The sequence below is a fragment of the Sphingomonas oleivorans genome (assembly GCF_003050615.1).
Classification (GTDB): Bacteria; Pseudomonadota; Alphaproteobacteria; order Sphingomonadales; family Sphingomonadaceae; genus Sphingomonas_H; species Sphingomonas_H oleivorans.
In genome coordinates this window covers 527,486-547,237 of the sequence record NZ_NWBU01000004.1, presented here as the reverse complement: position 1 = coordinate 547,237, position 19,752 = coordinate 527,486, and the positions used below count along the sequence as shown (strand labels likewise).

Below are 19,752 nucleotides of genomic sequence, written 5' to 3'. Positions count from 1 at the left end.
GTGCCGGCCCGTGACGGGCCGGTTCTTTTCTTGCTCTAGCGGCCGGGCGTGATGCGGACGGCAGCGCCGCCGCTTCCGGCCAGTTCGAGGGTCAGGCTGTCGGCGGCGGTGAGGCCGTCGCGCCGGCTTTCGGCAAGCGTCGTCGGCGTCGCGCCATCCGCCCAGATCTGCGCGCTGAAGCGGCCCTTGCCGAGGAAGGAGAGTGGCAGCGTCACGCTGCGCCCGCTCTCGTTCGTCATCGCGCCGATATACCAGTCGCTGCCCTTGCGGCGGGCGAGGACGATATGCTCGCCAATGTCCCCGCCGAGGAAGCGCGTCTCGTCCCAGGCGGTGGGCACGAGCTTCAGGAAATCGAGGCCGGCTGCGCCCTCATAGGCATCGGGGCTGTCCGAGAGCATCTGGACCGGGCTGTCATAGACAACATACATGGCCAGCGCCTGGCCGCGCGTCGTCTTCACCAGCGGCGGGCTGTTGACGATCTTGAACTGATCGGGCGCGACGTTGCGGAAGCCGCCCGGCGTATAATCCAGCGGGCCGAGCACCATGCGGGTGAAGGGCAGGGTGACATTGTGCGTCGCCGTGACGCGATGCGACCATTTATTATATTCCGCGCCCAGCACGCCTTCCTGTGTGACGAAATTGGGATAGGTGCGGTTGAGGCCCGTCGGGTGATAGGCGCCGTGCAGATTGACGAGCAGTTTGCGCTTGGCGGCTTCGGGGATCACGCGATGATAGAAGGCGACCATTTCCTGGTCGTCGCGGTCCATGAAATCGACCTTGATCCCCTTTATGCCCCAGGCCCGATATTGATCGAGCGCGGCCGACATATTCTTGTCGAGCAGGCTCCACTGGAGCCAGAGCATCAAATCGACATTGCGCGCCTTCGCATAGCGGACGAGCTCCGGCATATCGAGATTGGGCTGCGTCTTGGTGATGTCGGTATTGGCGGGCGCGCTGCCGGCGAAGCCCGAATTGAGGCTCCAGCCCTCGTCGATCAGCATATAGGGAAGCCCGGTCGCGCCCGCGAAATCAATGTAGCGCTTGAGCGTGACCATATCCATGCCGCCCTTGGCGGGCGCGGGCAGATAGGGGCCGGACCACCAGTCCCAGGCGGTCTTGCCGGGTGCGATCCATGAAGTGTCACCGATAGCGTTCTGCGGGTTGAGATTGCCGATCAGCGTGGAAGGGATGAGATCGCCCGCCCGGTCCGCCATCATCACCACGCGCCAGGGCGACTGGATACCGGCGGCCGTCATCTCGCGCCGTACCGCGACCTTGGGATCGTCATAGCGCGGCGAGACATAGGCATACATTCCGAGCCCGCCATCATTGCGGCCGCGCAGATAAAGCGCGCCATAATCGCGCAGATCGGCTTCCGTCAGGATGAAGGTGGTATTGCCCGAGCCGGTCTTGCAGGTGAAAGGCGGATCGAACAGATTGTGCCAGCGCGTCTTGGACGCCTTGATCGGCTCATATTCCCCTTCATGGCTGAGATTGGTGCGGCCTAGATTGAGGCCCCAGCAATCATAATCGGCGGGGAAGTTGAACTGGGTGCGCTCGCCCGCAAGCTGGACGCTGGTGAAGCCAGGCTGTTGCGGCAGGCTGTAGCGGAAGGCGGCGCCGTCATCATAGGCGCGGAAGATGATGTCGAGCTTGCGCTGGCTGCCGTCGCGTTCGCGCAGCGAAACCGTCAGCTCATTATAATGATCGCGCGCCGTCGCCGTCTTGGTGGCGGTGAGCTTGTAGCTGCGATCGGCCGAGGCGCGGTTCGCCGCTACGACCTCGAGCGGACCGAACGGTGTGACGTCATAGAGGTTGAGCCCCAGCGGGGAAGACGCGATCACGACCTCGCCCTTGCGCGTCACCTGATAAAGCGGCGGCTGATCGCCGACGGAGGGCGTGAAGGAGACGGAGATGGAACCGTCGGGCGATTTGAGTTCGAGCGGGGCGGCAGGCTGTTGGGCGCTCGCCGCGACATTCATCGTGGTGCATGCGAGCAGAGCGGCGACGAACGATAAGCGCGTCATTATCCTCTCCTGATGGGCCCGGTTAGTCCGGACCGATTTATAATATCAAACTCATATATTGACTGGCGGTGACGAGTCTAGTCTTAAAAATCATATTAATGTGGAGAGTGCCGATGATCGTGCTGAAGAAGGATCGTGTCCGCTGTCTCGTCACGCCGGCTGTGGGTGGCTCGATCGCGGCGCTGGCAGTCGACGGGGTCGATCTGCTGCGTCCCGCTCCGGTGGATAATGAGGATGTACTGAAGAGCGGCTGCTTCCCGCTCGTCCCCTTCGCGAATCGCGTGGCGGATGCCCGTTTCACCTTCGATGGTGAGCGGATCGAGATCGAGCCCGACAGGGAGGCGCCGCCACATGCGTTGCACGGCCATGGCTGGCGCGCGGCCTGGCAGGTCGAGACGGCGGCGGAGGATCGCGCCGTGCTACGGTTGGACCATAAGGGCGGCGGCTGGCCATGGGACTATAGCGCGCGGCAGATCCTGTCGCTGCTGCCGGGCGGGCTGAATGTCGTGCTGGAGGTGACGAATCGGTCGGCGCGGCCGATGCCGCTGGGGCTGGGTCTCCATCCCTATTTCCCGGCGGGTGCCACGACGCGGATCGCGGCAGCGGCCCGGTCGATATGGCTGAACGATGCGCGCGGCGTGGCGGATGTCGTGCAGGAGGCCAATCCCTTCGCGGGCGATGGTGCGGATGTGCCGATCGGTGCGCTGCTGGGGCTCGACAATTTCTTCGACGGGCCGGTGAACGGGATCCTCATCTCCTCCGATGCGTCGCGCATCGCAGTGACGAGCGGGGAAGCGCGGGGTTTCCATCTCTATGCGCCGCCGGGCGAGGATTATGTCTGCCTCGAGCCCGTGACCCATGTCCCCAACTCGTTCAACGACGAACGGCAGCCCGGCCACCAGATAGTCGATCCGGGGGCGACCGCGACGATCGGCATGAGCATCGTCAGGCTATAAAAGGCCCGATCCCGCCATTTCGCCGTCAGATGCGCGGGTCGGCGGCGAAGGCGTCGGTGGCGCGGATCAGCCGGTCGAGTATGCCGGGCTCGTTGAAGGCATGGCCGGCATCGGGGACGAGATGGAATTCCGCTTCCGGCCAGGCGCGATGCAGGTCCCAGGCGGTCTGCACCGGCGTCGCCATGTCATAGCGGCCCTGGACGATGACGCCCGGTATGTCGCGCAGGCGGTGGGCGTCGCGGATGAGCTGGCCTTCTTCCAGCCAGCCCTGATGGAAGAAGAAATGATTTTCGATGCGCGCGAAGGCGAGCGCGAAATCGTCCGCGCCATGCGTCGTGGACAAAGCGGGATCGGGAAGAAGCGTGATCGTCTCGCCTTCCCAGCGGCTCCAGGCCCTGGCGGCCGCGAGCCGGACCGAACGGTCGGGATCGGTCAGCCGGCGGCGATAGGCATCGACCAGCGCGCCGCGCTCGGTCTCGGGGATCGGCGCCAGGAACCGCTCCCATTTGTCCGGGAAGATCCAGGAGGCGCCCTGCTGATAATACCAGTCGACCTCGGCCTGGCGCAGCGCGAATATGCCGCGCAGGATCAGCGCGCTCGTCCGGGCGGGATGCGTCTCGGCATAAGCGAGCGCGAGCGTCGAGCCCCAGGAGCCACCGAACACCAGCCATTTTTCCACGCCGACCATCTCGCGCAGCCGCTCGATATCCGCGACCAGATGCCAGGTGCTGTTGGCTTCGAGCTCGGCATGGGGGCGCGAGCGGCCGCAGCCGCGCTGATCGAACAGCAGCACGCGATATTTTTCGGGATCGAACAGGCGGCGATGATCGGGGCCGCAGCCCGCACCCGGCCCGCCATGCAGGAAGATGGCGGGCTTGCCGTGCGGATTGCCGCAAAGCTCCCAATAAAGGCTGTGCCCGTCGCCGACATCGAGATAGCCCGAGGCATAGGGTTCGATCGGCGGATAGAGCGAGCGGAGCGGAGCGGGGGCGAGAGGCTGGTCGGCCACGGAACGATCCTGACGGTTGGGCGGGGCGGGCTTCTTATCGGCGCTTCGCTGGCCCGCCGCAAATCGGCTCAGCAGAGCCGCCGGCGGCGTATCTCGGGCCCGTCCCGCATATCCAGCAGCGAGGAGCGGAAAAGGTGGAGAAGATCGCCTACCGCCTGTTCCCCGATCTCGGCATGCGCTTCCTTCGCCGCGACGAGGCGTGCGGCGAATCGACCCTGATCGATCAGGCCCGCGTCGAGAAGCTCGTCGGTGAGGCAGCCAAGTATGGCCAATATCGCCTTCGCCTGCACCACACCTTCGGTCTGCATGACTTTTCCTTCGTATCCCGCCCGGACGAGGCGGCATCCTTTCATCACAGCCTTGTTCCTTCACGCCCGCAAACCCCGTTGCATTTCATGCAAGAAGCTCTCGGACGCACAGCCGCGTACCTTGGCCGAATATCGACCAGCCAAGCTTTCGGCCGGCTGAACCTGGGCATTCCCTTCCTCGCGGGAAAAGGCGATTGCTGAAACTGCAATCGTAATATTACCTATTGCACTTGCGTGAAAACGTGCTGCGCCGCAAAAGGAACGGGCCTTTCAGGCATCCTCTCCTAAGACTTCAGGGTCGGCCTCGTGCCGGCCCTTTTTTTTGTCTCACGAATCGGCTACGGGAGTTTTGAGCGCGGCTGGGCGACCGACAAGATCGCTTCGGAGAGGAAGCCGCCGGTTGAGACCGGCATTTCGCCCAGCCGCTGCCGCCCCGCTTAATTTCCGATCGCCACCCGCATATCCGCCGTCGCGTCCGTGCCCAATGTCCGGCGGATGAGGCGCGGCAGCAGCAGCGCCTGACCCGCGCCGCGCGCGAGGAGGAAGAGCGAGAAGGCCAGCCACAGGCCATGATTGCCGAGCGGCGTCGCGGCCAGCAGGGCCAAGGCAAAGGCCGCCAGCGCGGCCGCCATGGTGCCGAGCATCGCCCGCGTCCAGGTGGCGCCGATGAACACCCCGTCGAGCACGAAGGAGACCATGCCGACGAGCGGCAATGCGACCGCCCAGCCGATATGGGCGGAGGCGGCGGCGGCAACGTCGGGGGCGGTGGTGAAGCTGGCGGCGAGCGGCGCGCCTGTCAGCGCATAGGCGAGGCTGATGACGAGACCGGTCGCGCCGCCCCACAGGAGGAGCGCGCGCACCAGCCGGCGGAAATGGCGCGGATCGCGGCCGCCGCGCGCCTCGCCGCACAGCACCTGCGCCGCGCTCTCGAACCCGTCGAGGATCAGCGCCGAGAGCATGAAAAGCTGGAACAATATGCCGTTCGCGGCGAGGATGGTCGCGCCCTGCCGCGCGCCGGCGCGCGTCATCAGCAGGAAGGCGGCCATCAGCAGCAGTGTGCGCAGGAAGAGGTCGCGGTTGAGGCGGAAGAGCGTGGCGAGCTCCGCCGCCTGCCATGTGCCCGGCAACCGCGCCATGGCGAGTGCGCGCCGCGCCGGAGCCTCGCCGGCTAGGATTGTCGCGAGCGCGAGCAGCTTCGCCGTTTCCGATGCGACGGTCGCCGTCGCGACGCCGGCAACGCCCCAGCCGAGGCCGAGCACCAGCCCGAGATCGAGCGCGACATGCGCGATATTGGCGAAAATCTCGATCAGCAGCACCGCGCGCACCCGCCGGCGGCCGATCAGCCAGCCTATGAGCACCGCATTCACCAGCCAGGCGACGCCGCCCCAATAGCGTATGCCGACATAAAGATGCGCATCGGCGGCGAGCTGCCCGCGCGCATCCAGCAGATCCAGCCCCGCGGGAATGACGAGCGGCCGGGCGAGGAGCAGGATGAGGCCGATCAGCAGCGCTACGGCGACGGCGCGGGCAAGCGTTGCGGCCTGATCCTCCGCATCGGCGCGGCCGGCGGCCTGGGCAGTGAGCGCGACCGTACCGCTGCGCAGGAAATTGAAGACGGTGAGAAGGCCCATCAGCAGCTTGGCGCCAAGCTCCACTGCGCCCTGCGCCGAAGCATCGCCGAGCCGCCCGATCACCCACATGTCGGCAAGGCCGAACAGCGCGGTCGCGACATTGGTGAGCATGGCGGGAAGCGCGATCGCCCAGATCGCCCGGTGCATGGCGAAGGGCATGTCCGGGGCGGGTGCGGGCGGAGGATGGCGCATCGCGATCGGTTGCCCGGAGCAGATGGTCGCGGTCAAGCAATGTGGCGCAACGCTTGCCATCCGCGCGATTGTGCTGATGATCGCCGCCGGCGCCTATCCTCCGCGCCGGGTGGAAGAAAGTGACGATGGGATTGAAGAGCGGCGCCGTCTTGGCGGCGATGGGGGCGGCGCTGCTTGCGGCATGCCAGCCGGTGGACAGGCTGTCGGGGGACAGGGCGCCGGTGAGCGCGCCCGTGCTGACGAGTCCGGATGCGCGCGACGTGCACAGCTCTGCCCGGCCGGCCGAGGCGCGGGTGACGCATGTGGCGCTCGATCTGGCGGTCGATTTCGATACGAAGCGGCTGTCGGGCATGGCGGCGCTGGACATAGTGGCGGCGCCGGGCGCGCGGACGATCCTGCTCGACACCAAGGGGCTGGAGATCGCCGCCGTTACCGATGCGGGCGGACGACCGCTGCCTTTCTCGCTGGGGACGGCCGATCCGATCCTGGGCGCCCCGCTCAGCGTGACGCTGAACGGCGCGCGGCGGATCATCGTGCGCTATGCAACCGCGCCGGATGCCGCGGCGCTGCAATGGTTGCCGCCGGAGCAGACGGCGGGGAAGAAGCGGCCCTATCTGTTCAGCCAGGGCGAGGCGATCCTCAACCGGACCTGGATCCCGACGCAGGACAGCCCCGGCATCCGACAGACCTGGGAGGCGCGGCTGACCGTGCCGGCGGACCTCCGCGCGGTGATGAGCGCGCAGATGCTGACGCCCGAGGGCGAGCCGGCAGGGCCTGGGCGCAAGGCCTATCGCTTCCGCATGGACAAGCCGGTGGCGCCCTATCTGATCGCGCTGGCGGTGGGCGACATCGCCTTCCGCCCGCTCGGTACGCGCACCGGCGTCTATACCGAGCCGGCGATGCTCGAGCGCTCCGCGTCCGAACTGGTCGATGTCGAGAAGATGGTCGAGGCGGCGGAGAGCCTTTACGGTCCCTATCGCTGGGGGCGTTACGATCTGCTCGTCCTGCCGCCCTCCTTCCCCTTCGGCGGCATGGAGAATCCGCGCCTGACCTTCGCCACGCCGACCATCCTGGCGGGCGATCGCTCGCTCGTCAGCCTCGTCGCGCATGAGTTGGCGCATAGCTGGTCGGGCAATCTCGTCACCAATGCGACATGGAATGATTTCTGGCTGAACGAGGGCTTCACCGTCTATTTCGAGAACCGGATCATGGAGGCGCTCTATGGCCCGGCGCGCGCGGCGATGCTGGCGGATCTGGGCTGGAGCGACATGCAGGCGGCGATCGCGGCGGCGGGCGGCATGGCCGCGCCCGACAGCCGGCTGCACCTCGATCTTGTCGGGCGCGATCCCGACGAGGGCATGACCGACGTCGCCTATGAGAAGGGTGCGACCTTCCTGCGCACGATCGAGGCGGCGGTGGGGCGCGAAAGGTTCGATGCCTATCTTTGGTCCTATTTCGATCGCTTCGCCTTCAAGCCGCAGACGAGCGCGGGCTTCCTTGCCGACCTGCGCGCCAATCTGATCCGGGGCGATCGGGTGCTGGAGGCGCAGATCGGGCTCGACCGCTGGGTCTATCAGCCGGGGCTGCCGGACAATGCGGTGCATGTCCGCTCGGATGCCTTCGCGATTGTCGATGCCGAGGCGAAGGCCTTTTCGGTAGGCGCCAAGGTGGCGGAGGCGACGGGCTGGGCGGGCTGGACGACGCAGGAGCGCGTGCGCTTCCTCGCCAGCCTGCCGCGCAGGCTGACGACCGCGCAGCTCGATGCGATCGACCGCCAATATGGGCTGTCGCGGACGGGCAATAGCGAGATACGCTTCGCCTGGCTGATGCTCGCGGTGGCGAACCATCATGATCCCGCGGTGCCCTCGGTCGAACGCTTCCTGACCGAGCAGGGACGGCGCAAGTTCGTGGCGCCGCTGTTCGCCGCGCTGATGAAGGAGGAGGGCTGGGGCCCGCCGATCGCGCGGCGCATCTATGCCGGCGCGCGCAGTGGCTATCATGCCGTGACGAGCGGTACGGTGGACGCGATAGTCAGATAGAGGGCGTCAAATAGCCGCTGTAACCATCATGTCGCCATTTCGGCGCAGGCCGGGCGAAATCGGAAATCGGGGGAAAAGCATGACCAACGGCATCAGCAGGCGCGGCTTGATCGGCGGCGCGATTGGCGGAGCGGCCTTGCTGGGCGCGCCGGCCATTGTGCGCGCGCAACAGCTCTTCGCGGACTATCCCTTCCGGCTGGGCATCGCATCGGGCGACCCCTCGCCCGACGGCTTCGTGATCTGGACGCGGCTCGCGCCCGATCCGCTCGCCGAACATGGCGGCATGCCGATCGCGCCGATGCCCGTGACCTGGGAGATCGCGACCGAGGAGCCGTTCCGCAACATCATCCAGAAGGGCGAGGCGATCGCCCGGCCGGAGCTGGGCCATGCCGTGCATGTCGAGGTGACGGGGCTCGAGCCGGGGCGGCCTTATTGGTATCGCTTCTCGATCGGGCGCGAGCGGACGGTGCGTGGCCGGGCGAAGACCCTGCCGGCCAATGGCGCCGCGATCGATCGGCTGCGCTTCGGCGTGGCGGGATGCCAGCATTATGAGGATGGGCTCTATACCGCCTATCGTCACCTCGCCGCCGAGGAGATCGACTTCGTCTATCATTATGGCGATTACATCTACGAATCCCGCAGCGCGCCGATCGGGATCGGTTGGGACGGCAGGCTCAAGCAATTCGTCCGCACCTATCAGGGCGGCGACTGCCTGACGATCGGCGATTATCGCCGCCGCTACGCCCAGACCAAGATGGATCCGGATCTGCAGGCGGCCCATGCCTCGGCTGCCTTCTTCGCGACCTTCGACGATCATGAGGTGCAGAACAACTGGGTGCAGAATATCGACGGCTGGGGCAAGAGCGGGGCGCCGGCCGAGCTGTTCGCGCTGCGCCGCGCGGCCGCGTTCCAGGCCTATTATGAGCATATGCCGCTGCGCCGTTCCTCTTTCCCGGCGGGCAATGCGATCCAGCTCTATCGTCGCGCGCGCTTCGGCAATCTGCTCGACATGCATTTCCTCGATACGCGACAATTCCGTTCGGACCAGCCCTGCGACGATGGCTTCAAGCCGATTTGCGCGGATGTTGCCGATGGGCGGGCGACCGTGCTGGGCGACGGCCAGGAGAAATGGCTCGCCCAAAACCTGCGGCAGGGCGGCGCGCGCTGGAACGCGCTGGCGCAGCAGATCATGATGATGCCGCTCGACCGGCGCACGGGGGACGAGCCCGCGCCGATCCGCAACATGGATAGCTGGGGCGGCTATGACAGCCCCCGCGAGCGGCTGTTCGCCTCGCTCAAGGGGCTCGGCAATGTCGTCGCCTTGACCGGCGACGAGCATCAGAATTTCGCGGGCGAGCTGCGCACGCGAAACGGTACGGACGAGGCGGTGGCGGTCGAGTTCGTCAGCACCTCGATCAGCTCGGGTGGCAGCGGCAGCGACAAGCGCTCGGGCGCGGAGCGGATCATGGCCGACAATCCCTTCCTCAAATTTTCCAACGACCAGCGCGGCTATCTGCTCTGCGAGGTGACGCCCGACCAGTGGAGCAGCGCGTTCCGCGTGGTCGACAAGGTGCATGAGCCGGGCGGCCAGATCTCGACGCGGACGACGCTTGCGGTGGAGCGGGGCAAGCCCGCGCTCGTCACGGCTTGACGCGCTATCGCGGGAGATGGCGGATGTCGTGCCGGTTAAACGTCCAGACCCTTGTTACAGGCATGAAGGAATGAAGATGACCGTGAAAGCCCTTTTCGCCGGCCTCGCGATCGCGACCGCTACGCTGGCGACCGCGCCGGCCTTTGCGCAGGCGGCGCCTGCGCCCGCCACGGCGCCCGTCGCGGGCCCCTTTTCGCTCGCGCCGCTTCCTTATGCCTATGATGCGCTGGCGCCCGTGATCGACGAGGCGACGATGAAGCTGCATCATGACAAGCATCATCAGGCCTATGTCGACGCGCTCAACAAGGCGGTGACGGCCGATCCGGCGCTGCAGGGGCAGACGTTGGAGCAACTCGTCGCCAAGGCGGGCACGCTGCCGACGGTGGTGCGCAACAATGCCGGCGGCCATTGGAACCACACATTCTACTGGAAGACGATGACCGCGCCGGCGAAGAGCGGCGCGCCGTCGGGCGCGCTAGCGGCCGCGATCGAGGCCAGCTTCGGCTCGCTCGACAAGTTCAAGGCGGCGTTCAAGGAGGCCGGCACCAAGCAGTTCGGTTCGGGCTGGGTGTGGCTGATCGTCGGCGCGGACGGCAAGCTCGCCATCACGTCGACGCCCAATCAGGACAATCCGCTGATGGACGTGGCGGCGGTGAAGGGTCTGCCCGTGCTGGGCAATGATGTGTGGGAACATGCTTATTATCTGACCTACAATAACCGGCGCGGCGATTATCTCGAAGCCTGGTGGAAGGTGGTCGATTGGGCCGAGGTGTCGCGCCGTTTCGCGGCGGCCAGGCGCTGAGCCTTCCTGCCTGATAAGCCGTCGCCCCGGAGAAAATGGGGCGACGGCATTGCCTTTTTCCGTTCATGATACTTTATACCGTATCATGAACGGCCGGATTGGCCGCATGGGAGAATGAGGCGATGGAGAAACGGACCAATTTGCTGGAAGGTGCGGCTATGGCGGCATCGCTGCTGTGCCTGGTCCATTGCCTGATCCTGCCGCTCGCCATCGCGCTTCTGCCGGCCTTCACGAACATGCTGCGGCTGCCGGAGAGTTTTCATTATCTGGCGCTGGGTTTCGTCATTCCTTTTGCGGCGCTCGCTTTTCTCGGGGGTTGGCGCGTGCATGGCACGCCCTTGCCGACGCTGCTGGGCGGCGCAGGCGTGGCGCTGCTTACGGTGGCGCTGCTGCCGGGGCGGGGCGAAATATGGGAGACGGGGCTGACGGTGGCGGGAAGCCTGCTCTTGATGGGCGGCCATGGCATCAACTGGCGGATGCGGGCGCAGGCGCATGGCTGTATGTGAATAACTCCGTCGTCCCGGCTTTCGTGGCGGCGACGAGAGGCCTTAGGCCGCGCTCACATGCGCGCGGCTTTTCATCAGGGGCTGGATGCGGCTGCCGAACTTCTCGATCCCTTCGACGAAATCGTCGAAGGTGAGCAATATGCCGCCCGTGCCGGGGACGGTGGCGACCTCGTCGAGCATGGCGGCGACGCTCGCATAAGAGCCGACGATCGTGCCCATGTTGAGGTTCACCGCCGAGGCCGGATCGGCGAGCTGGCGGACATTGGTGGTCGTGTTGGCCTTGTCGGCGGCGCCCTGTTCGGCGAGCCAGGCGATCGCATCCCGATCGACGCCCGCGCGATAATATTCCCATTTGGCGAGCGCGGCCTCGTCCGTCTCCTCGGCGATCACCATCATCAGCACGAAGACGGACACGTCGCGCCCCGTCTTGGCGGTGGCGGCGGCGAGGCGTTCATTGTTGAAGGCGAAGGCGGTCGGCGTGTTGAGGCCCTTGCCGAGGCAGAAGGCATAATCGGCATAGCGGGCGGAGAAGGCGAGCCCCTCGTCCGAGCTTCCGGCGCAGATGATCTTCATCTCGCCCTGCGGCACGGGGCGGACGCGGCAATCCTCCATCTGGAAATATCGGCCCTTGAAGTCCGACACGCCCGTCGCCCAGAGATCACGCAATATCTGGGCATATTCGGACAGATAGTCGTAGCGGCGGCGGAAATGCTCGTCGCCGGGCCACAGCCCCATCTGATCATATTCCGCCTTCTGCCAGCCGGTGATGAGATTGAGGCCGAAGCGGCCATGGCTGATGCTGTCGATGGTCGACGCCATGCGCGCAGCGATGGCGGGGGGCGTGGTGAGCGTGGCGGCGGTGGCGAAGATGCGGATCTTCTCCGTGACGGCGGCGAGCCCGGCCATCAGCGTGAAGCTTTCCAGATTATATTCCCAGAATTCGGTCTTTCCGCCGAAGCCGCGCAGCTTGATCATCGAGAGCAGGAAATCGAGGCCATAATGTTCCGCGCGCTCGGCGATGCGCCGGTTGAGATCGAAGGTCGGCATATATTGCGGCGACGTTTCCGAAATCAGCCAGCCATTATTGCCGATGGGAACGAAAACGCCGACTTGCATTGATTGCGACCCTTCCTCGAAAGACGTTCAGCCCGCCAGCGCGGACATCGACCGGCGCTCGCTGCGCGCCAGGAAATCGAGCACAAGGCTGTCGAACATGGCGGGCTTGGTGACGTTGCAGGCATGGCCGCCCCCGGGCATGGTGGCGAGCGCGGCGCCGGGCACGGCGGCGGCGAGCCGGGCCGAGCAGGGCGCAGGCACGAGCATGTCGTCCGCCGCCGCCAGCGCGAGCAGCGGCACGCCGATCTGATCCAGCCGATCGCTAATGTCGAAGGCGGCGAGTGCCGCGATGCGGCGCTCGATCGTGTCGATCGGGGGGAAATGGGCAAGGTGCACCTTCTCTTCCGCATCGAGCCGATCGCTGTTCGCCGAGATCCAGGGCGCCGGATAGAGAAAGATGGGCTGGGCGCGCAGATAGGCGCGTGGGCCGCTGTCGCGCAGCAGAGCGAGCCGCGTTTCGAAGCAGCGCAGGAAATGCGGATCGGCCTTCGCCCAGCCATTGACGACGACGAGGCTGGTCAGGCGTTCCGGCATGTCGAGCGCGATCGACAGCCCCATCAGCCCGCCTGCGGCATGGCCGACCAGATGCGCGCGATCGATATCGAGCCCGTCCATCAGCGTGATTATATCGGCCGCCATGCCATCCACCGTGCAGGGGGCAGGCAGATGGGGGGCGCTGCGCCCGGTGCCGCGATGATCGTAGAGGAGAAGGCGATAGCGCTTGCCGAGCTCGGTGACATTGGGCGCCCAATAATTGGCCGAGCCGCCCAGCCCCGAGGAGAGGATCAACGTCGCGGCATGCGTGTCGCGACAGCCCATAATCTCAAAATAAAGTCCGTCGATATAGCCGCTCTCGGCCTTCAATTGCCGCTCCCGACATGGGCGATGCTGGCGATCTCGACGAGGCATTCGGCACGGACGAGACCGCATTGGATGCAGTAGCGGGCAGGCTTGTCGCCCGGAAAATATTCGGCATAGACCATATTCATCGCGGCATAATCGGCCCAATCCTTCAGGAAGATATGGTTGAAGGCGACATCGGCCATGGTGCCGCCGCCGGCCTCGATCACCGATTTGATCGTCTCCAATATCTGACGCGTCTGGGCGGCGGCGTCGCCGACATGGGCGGCCTGGCCATCGGGCGTCAGCGCCAGCGTGCCGGCGACATAGATCACGCCGTCCGCCTTCGTGCCCGGCGAATAGGGGGCGATGGGAGGCGCGGAGCCAAGCGGGACGATCGGCGTCATGGGCATGCGGATCAGGCCTCCTCTTGCGGCAACTGTCCGAAACTGCCGCAGAAATCGGCTACCGTCGAGACCCAGCCGAAGAAGGTCTCGACATTGTAGACGGTGGCCTGCTGCAGGAAGGAGGGGCCAGCCTGATGCGTCGCATCTTCCAGCATCACGCCGAAATATTCGAGGAAGAAGCCGTCGCGCAGCGTGGATTCGACGCAGACATTGGTGGCGATGCCGACAAATATCAGATTGCGGATGCCGCGCGCGCGCAGCACGCTATCGAGCTGCGAATTGAAGAAGCCGGAATAGCGCGTCTTGTGCAGCTCGATATCGCCGGGCCGGGGCTTCAGCCGATCGACCAGCGCATAATCCCATGTACCGCGCGCGAGCAGCTTGCCCTGAAGCTCGGGGCGGCGGCGCATCGTCTTGAGCGCGTTGGACTTGTGATAATTTGGCGAGCCGGGGCCGCCGGCCTCGACATAATCCGCATCCCAGCCATTTTGGAAATAGATGATCGGAAGGCCGGCGGCGTGCGCGACGTCGAGCACGGTGGCAATGCGGTCGATGACGGCGGCGGCGCCCGAAATGTCAAAGCCCGCCAGGTCGAGATAGCCGCCCGGCGAGGCATAGGCATTCTGCATGTCGATCACGACGATGGCGGTGTCGTCGGGCGAGAGGCGGATCGGTTCGGGCCGTGCCGGGAGAGTGACCGCGCGGACACCGGGTTCCGCGCTTCTCGCTACCACGCCGTCCGCCTGCATCATCGCATCATCCTCGCTGCATGGGAGAAATGTGACAAAAGGCCGTGCTCCGGGCAAGAGCCACCCGAATCGGGGGTGTCATGCCGCGACATGCGCCTCGAGATGCCGTTCGACATCGTCGAGCAGCCGCGATGCGCCGAAACGGAACAGATCGGGCGTGAGCCATTCCTCCCCCAATTCCTGCCGCACGAGCATCAGCCAGGCGAGCGCCTGATCGGCGGACGCGATCCCGCCGGCCGGCTTGAAGCCGATCCGGATGCCCGTTCGCGTGGCATGGTCGCGGATGATGCGCAGCATGACGAGGCCCGCCGGCAGCGTGGCGTTGACCTTCTCCATGCCCGTCGATGTCTTGATGAAATCGGCGCCGGCCATGATGCAGACGAGCGAGGCGCGGGCGATGCGTGTCGCCGTGCCCAGCTCGCCGGTGGCGAGGATCGCCTTCACATGCGCTTGCCCAGCGGCCTCGCGGAAGGCGCGAACCTCGTCATAGAGCGTCCGCCAGTCGCCGCTGAGCGCGTGACGGCGCTGGATGACGATGTCGATCTCGGCAGCACCTGCCGCGGCCGATTCCGTGACTTCGGCGATCCGTGTCGAAAGCGGCGAAAGGCCCGCCGGAAATCCGGCCGAGACCGCTGCGACGGGAATATCGCTGCCCGCGAGCGCGGTGAGCGCAGGCGCGATCATCGCATGATAGACGCAGACCGCGCCCGTCTTGAGCATGCCGGGCGCAAGGCCGAGCGCCTGTAGCAGCGTGGGCGGGAGCGGTGCGCGGGCGCGCGCGCAGAGCTGCTCGACGCGCTCGGGCGTGTCGTCGCCCGCGAGCGTCGTCAGATCCATGCAGGCGATCGCCTCGAGCAGCCAATTCGCGCGCTCCCGACCCTCGGGCAGCGGATGCGCCGTGAAGGCGGCTATGTCCCGCTCGATTTCGCTATCGTCGACATGGAGCGCCTCGATCGCGGCCGCATCGAAGGGCAGGCCGGGATTCCTGGTCATGAGGTGATCAATATGCCGGCAAGCGCTGCCGACATGAGGTTAGCGAGCGAGCCCGCGATCAGCGCCTTGATGCCGAGCCGAGCGATGAGCGGCCGCTGATTGGGAGCGAGCCCGCCCGTGACCGCCATCTGGATCGCGATCGAGCTGAAATTGGCGAAGCCGCACAAGGCAAAGGTGATGATCGCGATCGTATGCGGGCTGAGCGTTCCCGCCCGTTCGCCGAGATGGATATAGGCGACGAATTCGTTGAGCACGACCTTCTCGCCGAACAGCCCGCCGGCGGCGAGCGCTTCCTTCCACGGCACGTTCAGCAGGAACATGACCGGCGCGAAGATCAGGCCGAGCAGCTTCTGGAAGCTGAGGTCGGGCTGGCCGAACCAGCCGCCGACGCCCGACAATATGCCGTTGGCGAGCGCCACCAGCGCCACGAAAGCAAGCACCATCGCGCCCACCGCGACCGCGAGCTTGACGCCGAGCTGCGCGCCTTGTGCCGCCGCCATGATGATGTTGGCGGGCGCTTCCTCGTCATGCGTCGCCTCCGCCAGCTCGACGGGGCGGTCGATCGGTACTTCGGGATCGTCGGGCATCATGATCTTCGCCATCAATATGCCGCCCGGCGCGGACATGAAGGAGGCGGCGAGCAGATAATCGATGCGTATGCCCATCGAGGCATAGGCGGCGAGGATCGTGCCGGCGACGCCCGCCATGCCGGACGCCATCACCGTGAAGAGCTGCGAAGGCGTGAGGCTGGGCAGATAGGGGCGGATGACGAGCGGGGATTCGGACTGGCCGACGAAGATATTGGCCGCCGCACACAGCGATTCGACCTTGGAGACGCCGGTGATCTTCTCGATCGCGCCGCCGACGAAGCGGACGACATATTGCATCACGCGCAGATAATAGAGGATCGAGACGAGTGCCGCGAAGAAGATGATCACGGGCAGCGCCTGGATCGCGAAGCTGCCGCCGAGCGCGGGATTGGCGAGGCCGCCGAACACGAAATTGGTGCCGGCCTGGCTGTAGCTCAACAGCGCCGCGACCCCGCCCGAAAGCCAGCCGATCGTGGCGCGGCCGGCGGGGACGTAGAGCACGAGCGTGGCGATGCCGGCCTGGAGCGCGAAAGCGGCGAGCACGACACGCGGCCGGATATGGCGGCGGTTCGACGAGAGCAGCACGGCGATCGCCAGGATCAGGATGATGCCCAGCGCGCCGATCAGGAGTTTCTGCATGAGGTAAACGGCCGTCCCTGGATAAGATCAGAAATCCGTCACCACCGCATGGACCACGGGCGCATGAACCACGGGGTTTTGCGGTGGGGTTATTTCGCCGACGATACAGGCTCGGCGAAATTCGGCCAGCCCCCGCGCAGCGGATTCGGGCGTCGCGGCATGGATCATCGCCAGCGGCCGATCGGGGCCGACCGCAGCACCGATCGGCGCGACATGGGTGAAGCCGACCCTAGGATCGATCCGGTCCGCGATGCGCGTGCGGCCGCCGCCGAGGCCGATGATCGTCCTGCCGATCGCCTTCCCATCCACCGCGACGAGATGGCCCGCCACCTCGGGAAAGACGGGGAGGATGACGGGGGCTGCGGCGAGACGGCGTTCCGGATGGTCGATCAGGTCCGTGGGGCCGCCGAGTGCGGCGACCATGCGGGCGAAGGTCTCGGCCGCGCAGCCGGAGGTGAGCGCCGCCTCGGCACGCGCGCGGGCGGCGTCGCGATCGGCGTCGAGGCGGCCCAGCAGCAGCATCTCGGCGGCGAGCGCCAGGACGACCTCGTCCAGCCGGGGATCGCGATCGCCCTTGAGATAGCGGATCGTCTCGCCGACCTCGACGGCATTGCCGGCAGTCGTGCCCAGCGTCTGGCCCATGTCGGTGATCAGCGTGCGCGCGGGCAGGCCCATGGCGGCGGCGGTGCCGAGGATGCTGGCGGACAGCAGGCGGGCCTCGGCCTCGGTCGCCATGAAGGCGCCCGAGCCGATCTTGATATCCATCACCAGCCCGTCGAGCCCGGCGGCGACCTTCTTGGAGAGGATCGAGGCGGTGATCAGCGGGGTCGATTCGATCGTCGCGGTGACGTCGCGCACCGCATAGAGGCGGCGATCGGCGGGTGCGAGATCGTCCGTCTGGCCGATGATCGCGCAGCCGACATCGCGCACCACCTGCCGCAGCCGATCGAGCCCGGGGAAGGGATCATAGCCGGGGATGCTGGCGAGCTTGTCGAGCGTGCCGCCCGTATGGCCGAGGCCGCGTCCCGAGATCATCGGCACATAGCCGCCGCATGCCGCGACGATCGGCGCCAGCATCAGCGACACCTTATCGCCTATGCCGCCCGTCGAATGTTTGTCGAGCACCGGGCCAGACAGCATGCCGGCCCAGTCGAGGATCGTGCCGGATCGCGCCATGGCGGCGGTGAGCGCGCCCGTTTCGGCGAAATCCATGCCCCTCAGATAGATTGCCATGGCGAGCGCGGCCGCCTGCTCGGGCTCGATCGATCCATCCGCGAGGCGCGAGACGAAGGCGGCAATGTCCGGCGCGTCGAGCCGGCCGCCATCCCGTTTGCGACGGATCGATTCGAGCAGGCTCATCCGGCGGGATTATGCTCGTTCAGGAATTTCTCCATCTCCCGAAGGAATAAGAGGCGATCGTCCGCGCGGCTGAAATGATGATCGGCGAGCGGCTGTTCGATATAGATATGGGGCTTGCCCGCGGCTTTCAGCTTTTCCGCCATTTCGCGCGACTGCGAGACGGGGACCGTCCGATCCTTCTTGCCGTGCATGAGGAGGATGGGCGTGGAGAAGCCGCCCGCGTCGAAGACGGGCGAGACGGCGCGGAAATCGGGCGCCTGACGCTTCAGCCAGTCGCTCCGGCCCTTGCTGTTGAGGAAACGGGAATCATAGCGGCGCATGGCGCCCAGATCGGACACGCCGGCATAGGCGATGGCGCAGCGATAGAGCGATCCGTTGCGCTGCGCGGCGCGCATCGCGGCATAGCCGCCATAGGAGGCGCCGACCATGCAGACGCGCTTGGGATCGGCGATCCCCTGCTCGATCATATAGGCGCGTGCATCGTCCAGATCGTCCTGCATCTTCAGGCCCCATTCGCCCTCGCCCTTTTCCGCGAAGGCGGTGCCGAAGCCGGAGGAGCCCCGATAATTGGGCTGGATCACGGCATAGCCGCGATCGGCGAGGAACTGGACCCACCAATCCCAACTTTCGGAATCGCGGGCGAAGGGGCCGCCATGGGGCAGCACGATCAGCGGCAGATCCTTCGTCGGCAGACCCTTGGGGAGCGTCAGCACCGCGGGGATTTCGAGGCCATCGCGCGCCTTGAAGCGGATCGTTTTGACCGGATGGAGGTGCGTGTTCTTGAGCGTCTCGTCATTCCAGGCGATGCGCTGCATCGCGCCGTCCGCGAGGTCGTAATAATAAAGCGCACCGGCCTGATCCGCGCTGCCTACCTCCACGAGCAGCTTGGTGCGATCGCGGTTCATCGAGACGATCTCGGCATGGCGATCACCGACCGCCTGGTCGATGCTGCGCTGCACCTCGGTCAGCACGGGATCGAACCAGTGGACGCGCCGACGCGTATCGGTGAAGCGCGCGCCGGCGAGGCTTTTCCCGTCCGCCCCGGCCAGCAGCGCATCAAGATCATAGCCTGCGGCGCCGAAGATGCGCTTGCCGAGCGACAAAGTGGCGAGATCCATTTCGTAGAGCGCGTCGAAGCCGTCCTGATCGTTGACCGCGATCGCCTTGCCGCCGTCGAGGAACAAGGCGGGGGCGAGCAGGCTTTCGCCCTTGCGCCGATCCGCGCGGTCGACCGTGTGGAAGCGTTCCGAGGCGCTGCCGCGATAGAGCAACCGGGACGTTTGCGTATCGTCATTATAGCCGACACCCATCCGGACCGTGCCGGCGCCATCGGCATACCAGTTCATCACATATTGGACGGGCCGGACCACCGTCTTCGTCCTGCCGGTCGAGACATCGACCTCGACGACCTCGGGCCAGAAACCGGGATCAATGGAATAGATCGACTTTTGCAGCGCGAGCAGGATGCGGGAGCTGCCGTCCCGCGCGATCCACAGCAGGTCATCCGCATTTTGCGCGGCCTGGTGCGCAGCGATGACGTTCGTCTTCTTGCCATCCGCGCTGACGCCGATCGCGCGGCGGATATACCATTGTTCGCTCCCGACCGGAGACATGGCGCCGACGCCTATGACGAGCCAATCGTCGTTCACCCATTGAAACCAGTTGAGATCATTGTCGCCGACCGGAATCAGCGTCGGCTGCGCGCTTCCATCGAATATGGGATGGATCATCAGATATTGCGTGCCGTTGACCGCGACGCGGGCCGCGATCCGATCGCCGCGGGGCGACAGTTCGGGCGCGCTGATGAAGGGCAGCGCGGCGAACTGCTCGATTGGACGCGGCGCGGCCGACGCGACGCAGACAGGCAGAAGCAATGACAGCAACAAGACGATCGGACGGATCATCTGGCCCCCCGCAGATCCATGACGGGCGAGCTTA

At 66.0% G+C, this 19,752-nt stretch carries 17 protein-coding genes; 6 read left to right on the top strand and 11 right to left on the bottom strand.

The genetic code is table 11. The features are described from left to right. Positions 1–35: 35 nt before the first annotated feature. Positions 36–2,027 carry a glycoside hydrolase family 97 protein gene (locus CLG96_RS02845; RefSeq protein WP_107966324.1) on the bottom strand — a complete coding sequence of 664 codons (1,992 nt, stop codon included), beginning with the start codon at positions 2,025–2,027 and terminating at the stop codon, positions 36–38. A 113-nt stretch (positions 2,028–2,140) separates the two neighbouring features. Between CLG96_RS02845 and CLG96_RS02840 the strand changes: the two genes are divergently transcribed. Further along, complete coding sequence (locus CLG96_RS02840; protein WP_165799495.1) at positions 2,141–2,983, top strand: aldose 1-epimerase; 843 nt, start codon at positions 2,141–2,143, stop codon at positions 2,981–2,983. 25 nt (positions 2,984–3,008) lie between these two features. On the opposite strand, the gene pip is transcribed toward CLG96_RS02840, so the two are convergent. Next, on the bottom strand, positions 3,009–3,992 hold the full coding sequence (gene pip, locus CLG96_RS02835; protein WP_243395576.1) for a prolyl aminopeptidase: 984 nt from the start codon (positions 3,990–3,992) through the stop codon (positions 3,009–3,011). Positions 3,993–4,126: 134 nt separating this feature from the next. On the opposite strand from pip, the gene CLG96_RS19085 reads away from it, so the two are divergent. Continuing rightward, the gene (locus CLG96_RS19085; protein WP_243395575.1) at positions 4,127–4,501 is read left to right on the top strand and encodes a hypothetical protein; all 375 of its coding nucleotides are present in this window, start codon (positions 4,127–4,129) and stop codon (positions 4,499–4,501) included. Positions 4,502–4,737: 236 nt separating this feature from the next. On the opposite strand, the gene CLG96_RS02830 is transcribed toward CLG96_RS19085, so the two are convergent. Continuing rightward, positions 4,738–6,123 (bottom strand): MATE family efflux transporter, encoded by a 1,386-nt coding sequence (locus tag CLG96_RS02830; RefSeq protein ID WP_243395574.1) that lies wholly within the window; start codon positions 6,121–6,123, stop codon positions 4,738–4,740. Between the two features lie 125 nt (positions 6,124–6,248). Between CLG96_RS02830 and CLG96_RS02825 the strand changes: the two genes are divergently transcribed. From CLG96_RS02825 to CLG96_RS02810, 4 genes are all read left to right on the top strand, one after another. After that, positions 6,249–8,162 carry a M1 family metallopeptidase gene (locus CLG96_RS02825; RefSeq protein WP_107966321.1) on the top strand — a complete coding sequence of 638 codons (1,914 nt, stop codon included), beginning with the start codon at positions 6,249–6,251 and terminating at the stop codon, positions 8,160–8,162. A gap of 79 nt (positions 8,163–8,241) precedes the next feature. Next, complete coding sequence (locus CLG96_RS02820; protein ID WP_107966320.1) at positions 8,242–9,813, top strand: alkaline phosphatase D family protein; 1,572 nt, start codon at positions 8,242–8,244, stop codon at positions 9,811–9,813. A 76-nt stretch (positions 9,814–9,889) separates the two neighbouring features. After that, positions 9,890–10,615, top strand: a complete 726-nt coding sequence (locus CLG96_RS02815) for a superoxide dismutase (RefSeq protein ID WP_207796535.1) — start codon at positions 9,890–9,892, stop codon at positions 10,613–10,615. Positions 10,616–10,737: 122 nt separating this feature from the next. Next, positions 10,738–11,121 (top strand): MerC domain-containing protein, encoded by a 384-nt coding sequence (locus CLG96_RS02810; RefSeq protein ID WP_133175324.1) that lies wholly within the window; start codon positions 10,738–10,740, stop codon positions 11,119–11,121. Positions 11,122–11,163: 42 nt separating this feature from the next. Here the strand turns inward: CLG96_RS02810 and rutA are convergent, their stop codons facing one another. From rutA to CLG96_RS02770, 8 genes are all read right to left on the bottom strand, one after another. Continuing rightward, positions 11,164–12,237 (bottom strand): pyrimidine utilization protein A, encoded by a 1,074-nt coding sequence (rutA, locus tag CLG96_RS02805; RefSeq protein WP_107966317.1) that lies wholly within the window; start codon positions 12,235–12,237, stop codon positions 11,164–11,166. Between the two features lie 27 nt (positions 12,238–12,264). Continuing rightward, positions 12,265–13,101: a pyrimidine utilization protein D gene (gene rutD / locus CLG96_RS02800; protein WP_243395573.1), complete on the bottom strand. Its 837-nt coding sequence runs from the start codon at positions 13,099–13,101 to the stop codon at positions 12,265–12,267. Then, complete coding sequence (gene rutC, locus CLG96_RS02795; protein WP_107966316.1) at positions 13,098–13,490, bottom strand: pyrimidine utilization protein C; 393 nt, start codon at positions 13,488–13,490, stop codon at positions 13,098–13,100. The genes rutD and rutC overlap by 4 nt, the downstream gene beginning before the upstream one ends. Positions 13,491–13,495: 5 nt before the next feature. Further along, entirely contained in the window at positions 13,496–14,236 is a 741-nt protein-coding gene (gene rutB, locus CLG96_RS02790) for a pyrimidine utilization protein B (protein WP_279330493.1), read from the bottom strand. Between the two features lie 75 nt (positions 14,237–14,311). Continuing rightward, positions 14,312–15,226 (bottom strand): deoxyribose-phosphate aldolase, encoded by a 915-nt coding sequence (gene deoC, locus CLG96_RS02785; protein ID WP_107966315.1) that lies wholly within the window; start codon positions 15,224–15,226, stop codon positions 14,312–14,314. Next, positions 15,223–16,455, bottom strand: coding sequence for a NupC/NupG family nucleoside CNT transporter (locus CLG96_RS02780; protein ID WP_107966314.1), 1,233 nt, complete (start codon positions 16,453–16,455; stop codon positions 15,223–15,225). Before CLG96_RS02780 ends, deoC begins: the two co-directional genes overlap by 4 nt. A 27-nt stretch (positions 16,456–16,482) precedes the next feature. Continuing rightward, a complete protein-coding gene (deoA, locus tag CLG96_RS02775; RefSeq protein ID WP_107966313.1) occupies positions 16,483–17,814 on the bottom strand; it encodes a thymidine phosphorylase in 1,332 nt (443 codons plus the stop codon). Then, on the bottom strand, positions 17,811–19,718 hold the full coding sequence (locus CLG96_RS02770) for an alpha/beta hydrolase family protein (RefSeq protein ID WP_107966312.1): 1,908 nt from the start codon (positions 19,716–19,718) through the stop codon (positions 17,811–17,813). Before CLG96_RS02770 ends, deoA begins: the two co-directional genes overlap by 4 nt. Between the last annotated feature and the right edge of the window lie 34 nt (positions 19,719–19,752).

Bases quoted from the DNA above. Each gene is read 5' to 3' on its own strand.
- CLG96_RS02825 (WP_107966321.1), top strand. From the start codon at position 6,249: ATGGGATTGAAGAGCGGCGCCGTCTTGGCGGCGATGGGGGCGGCGCTG.
- CLG96_RS02830 (WP_243395574.1), bottom strand. From the start codon at position 6,123: ATGCGCCATCCTCCGCCCGCACCCGCCCCGGACATGCCCTTCGCCATG.
- CLG96_RS02820 (WP_107966320.1), top strand. From the start codon at position 8,242: ATGACCAACGGCATCAGCAGGCGCGGCTTGATCGGCGGCGCGATTGGC.
- deoC (WP_107966315.1), bottom strand. From the start codon at position 15,226: ATGACCAGGAATCCCGGCCTGCCCTTCGATGCGGCCGCGATCGAGGCG.
- CLG96_RS02810 (WP_133175324.1), top strand. From the start codon at position 10,738: ATGGAGAAACGGACCAATTTGCTGGAAGGTGCGGCTATGGCGGCATCG.
- rutA (WP_107966317.1), bottom strand. From the start codon at position 12,237: ATGCAAGTCGGCGTTTTCGTTCCCATCGGCAATAATGGCTGGCTGATT.
- CLG96_RS02770 (WP_107966312.1), bottom strand. From the start codon at position 19,718: ATGATCCGTCCGATCGTCTTGTTGCTGTCATTGCTTCTGCCTGTCTGC.
- CLG96_RS02840 (WP_165799495.1), top strand. From the start codon at position 2,141: ATGATCGTGCTGAAGAAGGATCGTGTCCGCTGTCTCGTCACGCCGGCT.
- CLG96_RS02815 (WP_207796535.1), top strand. From the start codon at position 9,890: ATGACCGTGAAAGCCCTTTTCGCCGGCCTCGCGATCGCGACCGCTACG.
- deoA (WP_107966313.1), bottom strand. From the start codon at position 17,814: ATGAGCCTGCTCGAATCGATCCGTCGCAAACGGGATGGCGGCCGGCTC.
- rutB (WP_279330493.1), bottom strand. From the start codon at position 14,236: ATGATGCAGGCGGACGGCGTGGTAGCGAGAAGCGCGGAACCCGGTGTC.
- CLG96_RS02780 (WP_107966314.1), bottom strand. From the start codon at position 16,455: ATGCAGAAACTCCTGATCGGCGCGCTGGGCATCATCCTGATCCTGGCG.
- CLG96_RS02845 (WP_107966324.1), bottom strand. From the start codon at position 2,027: ATGACGCGCTTATCGTTCGTCGCCGCTCTGCTCGCATGCACCACGATG.
- rutC (WP_107966316.1), bottom strand. From the start codon at position 13,490: ATGCCCATGACGCCGATCGTCCCGCTTGGCTCCGCGCCTCCCATCGCC.